Consider the following 5,840-nt stretch of genomic DNA (forward strand, 5'->3'; position numbering starts at 1 on the left):
TTCCTTATCGGCGATTTCCAGGCTGAAATCGGGAACGGCAACAACGTTACCGGGGTAAACCTTTTTAACGTGACGGCAGCTGATAGAAGCCATGACAAAACCCTCCAAATATGGTGTTCGTGCCCCGTGGCCGGGGCTGTTTTACTTGACACGACTATAATAACAGGTTAAAATGTGTTTGAAAATAGCATTTTATTGATATTGGAGTGTCGAAATTGATATTTGAGCCGGAAATTTACTGTGCCTGTACCAAAACGGCCGAAATGGACGGTCAGGCCCCTGCCACACTGGACGGGACCGGGCTCTGGATCGGGGTACTTTCCCGCGGGGACTGCCTGCTGGAAGGCTGCGAACAGGCCGGGCACAGCGGCGACATTCTGCTGGGTGCCGCCCCCCTGGTCCTGACGCCCCAAAGCGACTGCCACCTGGTGGCCGCCTGCCTGACCGGCTACTGTGCCGACGCCTACCTGCTACGGCTGGGGGATGCCCGATGGGCGGACGGTGCCTCCTGCCCGGGGGCTGCCGAACTGCTGGCCCAGCTGCAAAGCGGCACCACCGCCCCCATCGCCTATGCCCTGCTGTGTGCCGTAGGCAAGGCGGATGAAACCGCCCGTCCGCTGCCCGCGCTTGTAGCCGAAGCCCTGACTGCCATCCGTCAGAATTATATGGCTCTGTATGGCGTGGAGGAACTGAGTGAGCAATTGGGCGTGACCAAAAGCCATCTGGTGCGGGCCTTCAAGCAGGCATTGGGTGTGCCCCCCGGCAAATACCTGACCAATGTGCGGATTGAAGCCGTAAAAACGCTGCTGCTGACCGATGAGTACAACCTGGAAATGATCGCCGGTCTGACGGGTTTTTCCGGTGCCAATTATCTGTGCCGTGTATTCAAACGGGAAATAGGGGTTTCCCCTGCCGCCTGGCGCGCTGCGGCGGCCCCGCCCCCGGCGGTGCCCAAACTGCCGCCCCGCAGCGAGGAGATGTTTGTATAAGGCACGGACGGACTTCTGTTCCGTTTGCAGACTGCCTTTGCAATTTACAAGCCATACCACGGTCCGACAGCACTTTTATTCCATACACAAAACAGGCGCAGCCCAATGGGCTGCGCCTGTGGTTTTATAGCGGAAATTATTCGGCGGTCTTGTAGCCGTCAGGGTTGTGGCTCTGCCAGTTCCAGCTGTGAGCGCACATCTCGTCAATGCCGTACTGTGCTTCCCAGCCCAGTTCGTTCTTGGCCTTGGTGGGATCACACCAGCACTCGGCAATATCGCCGGGGCGGCGGGGATCGATAACATAAGGCAGTTCCTTGCCGCAGGCCTTGCTGAAGGCATGGATCACATCCAGCACGCTGTAGCCGTGGCCGGTGCCCAGATTACAGATGAACAGACCGGGCTTTTCTTCCAGTTTCTTGACAGCCGCCACATGGCCACGGGCCAGGTCCACAACATGGATGTAGTCCCGCACGCCGGTGCCGTCATGGGTGGGATAGTCATTGCCGAAAACATGGACTTTTTCCAGCTTGCCCACCGCCACTTTGGCAATATAGGGCACCAGGTTGTTGGGGATACCGTTGGGGTCCTCGCCAATGAGTCCGGAGGGATGCGCACCGATGGGGTTGAAGTAACGCAGCACCGCGGCATTCAGTTCCGGATCAGCAGCGCAGCAGTCGGTGAGGATGCGCTCGGTAAAGGATTTGGTGGTGCCGTAGGGGTTGGTGGTGCCGCCCACGGGGAAGTCCTCCCGGATGGGCACACTGGCGGGGTCGCCGTAGACGGTAGCCGAAGAGGAGAAGATAATGTTATGGCAGTTGTGACGGCGCATAACATCCAGGATGTTCAGGGTGCAGTTCAGGTTGTTGCTGTAATACTCGATGGGCTTGGAGACACTCTCGCCCACAGCTTTGTAGGCTGCAAACTGAATCACGCAGTCGATATCGGCATTATCGGCAAAGATTTTCTCCACTGCATCCTTGTCGGTCATGTCCGCTTCCACAAAGCGGAAGTCCTTACCGGAGATCTTTTTGACACGAGCCAGTGCCTCGGGGCAGGAATTGTAGAAGTTGTCCGCAACGACGATGTCGTAACCCGCAGCCAGAAGCTCTACGCAGGTGTGGCTGCCGATGTAGCCGGCGCCACCGCTAACCAAAATTGCCATACCAATCGTCTCCTTTATGTTCTCTTGTTGCTTTTTAACGGGCAGGAGCTGTCCGTTCCTTTACTATCATTCTACTTTTTCTGCTCAGTTTCGGGAATAGACGTTTTCGGTGCCTCTTTGTCTTTTTGTTGCCTGTTTTGGCGGCGTGCCGGAAGCCCCTGCTGCATGCGGCGGTAGGCGCTGGGGGTATTTCCGGTAGCGGCATGGAACTTCTGGCTGAAATACGCACCGGAGCAATACCCCAACTGTGCGGCCACCTCTCCCGGGGTCGCACCGCGGGCCAGCAGCTGGGCAGCATATTCCAGGCGCATGGCGGCAAACTCTTCCATAGCGGTATGGCGCAGACGGCTGCGGAAAGCCTGCTGCAGTTGGGTGCGGGTACACCCTACAGCCTGGCAAACCTCGTCCACCTTCACTTCATGGGTCAGATTCTGGGCAAAATACGCCCGGGCCGCTTCAATCAGCGCCAGCTGGCGCCGTTCCCGCCGCACACGGCTGGTGGGCTTGCGGGGCCGCTTGCAGCGCCGCGCCAGCAGGATCAGCAGATTTTCCAGATGAATGGCTACCTGCTGGCACGCCCCAAAGGGCACATCCTCTTTCTGGGTAGGCTTGTCACCGGGAACGGGCGGCGGGTCATACAGTTCCTGTGTGGCTTTCATCAGCCAGTTCAGGTCGTGCTGCTCCGCCGGTTCGGCGTGGAATACCGCCCCGCGAAAACGGTCCATTATGGAACTGGAGCAAAAAAAGTCCATCCGCAGCACTTCCGGGGGAATCTCGCCAATGCTTCGCATGGCAAAGGTTTCCTCCGGCTGATGCAGCAGGATTCCACCGGCCCGCAGCAGCACAACTTTGTCGTTGCAGCGTTCTTCAATCGAGCCGCTGCGCACATAGACAAGCTGCCAGCCCTGGGTTTGCACGGCGGCAATGCTGTCTTCCAGACGCCGCTCTCCCGCCCAGGCGGTTGTTACCGCATCCACACGAAGCGGAAACGCTTCATTGACCGCCATAATGCCTCCCTTCGCCGGTCAGACCGCGATGGCTCCGTTCTCTGACCAGAAATCCTGTGTGCTACCGCTTTCATAGCGGAACACACCGGGTTCCACATCGGCCAGTTCGGGGAACAGTTCCAGTTCCGGGCAGGTATCGGTCAAGCCGATGCAATACGCCGTCAGCGGACTGATGATCTTGTCGATGGATGTATATACGTTGCTGCCGTCGGCAGCGTAGGTGCTGAACATGATGTCGTCGGGGTAAGTCTGTTCTACATAGGCGGTCATTTCTCCGCTTACATAGGGATCGCTGCTGCCGGCATACAGATCCGGCGCACCGAACAGGTGCAGGATCTCATGGGCATAGGTAGCCGGGGATTCCGGCTCCGGTTCCGCCGCATAGGCATCATACCGGTAGATGCAGCAATACTCATGGTAAAAGTTCACATCATCGTCTGCATAATGGGCCATGGTGAAAGACGTTCCGGAAACCGGCAGGAACAGCAGGAATCCGATGTGATCGGTGCCGTATTGATCCCGCAGAGCTTGTGTATCCACCGTAGCGCAGAGCGCATCCATTTCATCCAGAAATTCGTTGCTCTCCTCCGAGTCTATGCCGCCCCGCAGCCGTGACTGAATGGAATAGGTATAGCAAAGCGGGCTGTTGTCCGTTCCGTCATCATAGTACAGTTCCGGGGTCACACCGTAACGGCTCGCCTCCTGGCAGATCCAGTCCACGGCCATGGCCACACTTTGTTGGGTCTGTGCATGGGCTTCCCTGGTCCAGATACTGCCGGTGGCAGCATCGTTCAGATAAATGCTGACCAGAACCGTCGGTTCTTCCAGCAGCCGTACACTGCCATACAGGGCACCTTCCTGCTGCAGCGTGGGGGTGGGTTCCGGCGACGGTGAAGGGGTCGGTTCCCCTACCGAGGGCATATCCGGCACAACCTCGCTCTGCCGGCGCGGCATGCAGCCGCACAGCAGCACCAGGACCAGCAGCAGGGCTACCAGACGTTTTTTCATGATTTCCTCGTTTTTCGTATCAGAAGTTCAGTTCGGGTTTGCCGTCCCGTTCCACCAGTTCCACCGTAACAGGGTTTGTACCCAGGCGGCCGTCCACCAGGGCTTCGGCAATGGGATCTTCCACGGCTTTCCGGATGGTACGGCGCAGTTCACGGGCGCCATACTTGGTAGAACTTTGTGCTACAATGGCTGCCAGGGCAGGCTGTCCGTATTCCAGCGTAATGCCATGGGCGGCAAATCCGGGCTTGTATTCGTCCAGCATCAAAGCGGCAATCTTCTCCAGATTTTCCTCGCTGAGCGGATGGAAGGTAATGACTTCATCCACACGTCCCAGGAATTCCGGACGCAGGAACTCCTGCAACGCTTTCATGCTCTTATCGGCGCTGGCCACTTCCAGCTTTTTGCCAAAACCGGTGGCACCGCTCTGGTCGGTAGAACCGGCGTTGGAGGTCATGCAGATCACCGTGTTGGAGAAATCCACCGTGCGTCCCTGGGCGTCATTGATTTTGCCTTCGTCCAGAATCTGCAGAAGAATATTCATCACATCGGGATGTGCTTTTTCGATTTCGTCAAAGAGCACCACACTGTAGGGGTGACGGCGCACCTTCTCGGTCAGCTGGCCGGCCTCATCATAGCCCACATAGCCCGGAGGCGAACCGATCAGGCGGGAAACCGCGTACTTCTCCATATATTCGCTCATATCGATGGAAATAAGCGGGTCCACCGTATCAAATAGCTGGTTGGCCAGCTGCTTTACCAGTTCGGTCTTGCCCACGCCGGTGGGGCCCACAAAGATAAAGCTGGCAGGGCGATGCCGTCCGGAAAGATCGGCACGGGCACGCTTGATGGCGCCCGCCACCGCGTGGACCGCCTCATCCTGGCCGATGATATGGCTCTTGAGGGCATCTTCCAGCCCCTGCAGGCGTCCGTATTCCGTTTCTTTGATTTTGACCGCCGGGATGCCGGTCCAGAGTTCCACCACCTGGGCCACATCGTCCACCGTCACTTCGATTTCGGCCACTTTCAGCTGCAGGGCAGGGAGTTTTTCGCGCTGCTGCGCCAGTTCCGTTTTGACCGAAGCCAAAGCCTCATAATCGATGGCCGCATCCTGACCGTTTTCCGGTTCGGGATTTTCCAGTTCATGCTCCTGCGCTTCCAGTTCGGCAACCCGGCGCTGGGTTTCGATCAGCTGAGTAATCTCAGGATGGCGCAGGTTGCAGCAGGCACAGGATTCATCCAGCAGGTCGATGGCCTTATCCGGCAGGAAACGGTCGGTGATATAGCGTTCCGACAGTTTCACCACACCGGTCACAATGGGGTCCGGCACACGGACACAGTGGTGTTTTTCGTAATAGACACGGATGCCCTTGAGCACCTCGATGGTATCCTGAATGGAAGGTTCTTCCACCTTCACAGGCTGAAAGCGGCGTTCCAGCGCAGAATCCTTTTCAATATATTTGCGGTACTCGGCAAAGGTGGTCGCACCGATCACCTGCACCTGCCCGCGGGAAAGGGCGGGCTTCATAATATTGGCCGCATTCATGGCGCCATCGGAATCTCCCGCACCCACGATGGAATGAATCTCATCGATGAACAGGATGATGTTGCCGGCAGCCTTTACTTCGCTGATCAGCCCCTTGACCCGCTGTTCAAACTGGCCGCGGAACTGGGTGC

General features: G+C 57.7%; 5 protein-coding genes. 1 reads left to right on the forward strand and 4 read right to left on the reverse strand.

The features are described 5' to 3' along the window. The first annotated feature begins 215 nt into the window (after positions 1–215). A complete protein-coding gene (locus H6B10_RS12120; RefSeq protein ID WP_204651839.1) occupies positions 216–989 on the forward strand; it encodes a helix-turn-helix domain-containing protein in 774 nt (257 codons plus the stop codon). A gap of 136 nt (positions 990–1,125) precedes the next feature. Here the strand turns inward: H6B10_RS12120 and galE are convergent, their stop codons facing one another. The 4 genes from galE to H6B10_RS12140 all read right to left on the reverse strand — a co-directional run. Continuing rightward, positions 1,126–2,151 (reverse strand): UDP-glucose 4-epimerase GalE, encoded by a 1,026-nt coding sequence (gene galE, locus H6B10_RS12125; protein ID WP_204651840.1) that lies wholly within the window; start codon positions 2,149–2,151, stop codon positions 1,126–1,128. A 71-nt stretch (positions 2,152–2,222) separates the two neighbouring features. Further along, positions 2,223–3,158, reverse strand: a complete 936-nt coding sequence (locus H6B10_RS12130) for a helix-turn-helix domain-containing protein (protein WP_204651841.1) — start codon at positions 3,156–3,158, stop codon at positions 2,223–2,225. A gap of 18 nt (positions 3,159–3,176) precedes the next feature. After that, positions 3,177–4,166: a hypothetical protein gene (locus H6B10_RS12135; RefSeq protein ID WP_204651842.1), complete on the reverse strand. Its 990-nt coding sequence runs from the start codon at positions 4,164–4,166 to the stop codon at positions 3,177–3,179. Between the two features lie 19 nt (positions 4,167–4,185). Further along, the coding region (locus H6B10_RS12140; RefSeq protein ID WP_204651843.1) for an AAA family ATPase at positions 4,186–5,840 on the reverse strand (1,655 nt) is incomplete at its 5' end.

The organism is Gemmiger formicilis (assembly GCF_016901605.1).
In the GTDB taxonomy this organism is placed as follows: domain Bacteria; phylum Bacillota; class Clostridia; order Oscillospirales; family Ruminococcaceae; genus Gemmiger; species Gemmiger formicilis_B.

What these genes read in the sequence shown, in the direction of transcription:
- H6B10_RS12130 (WP_204651841.1), bottom strand. Translation starts at nt 3,158, where the DNA reads ATGGCGGTCAATGAAGCGTTTCCGCTTCGTGTGGATGCGGTAACAACC.
- H6B10_RS12135 (WP_204651842.1), bottom strand. Translation starts at nt 4,166, where the DNA reads ATGAAAAAACGTCTGGTAGCCCTGCTGCTGGTCCTGGTGCTGCTGTGC.
- galE (WP_204651840.1), bottom strand. Translation starts at nt 2,151, where the DNA reads ATGGCAATTTTGGTTAGCGGTGGCGCCGGCTACATCGGCAGCCACACC.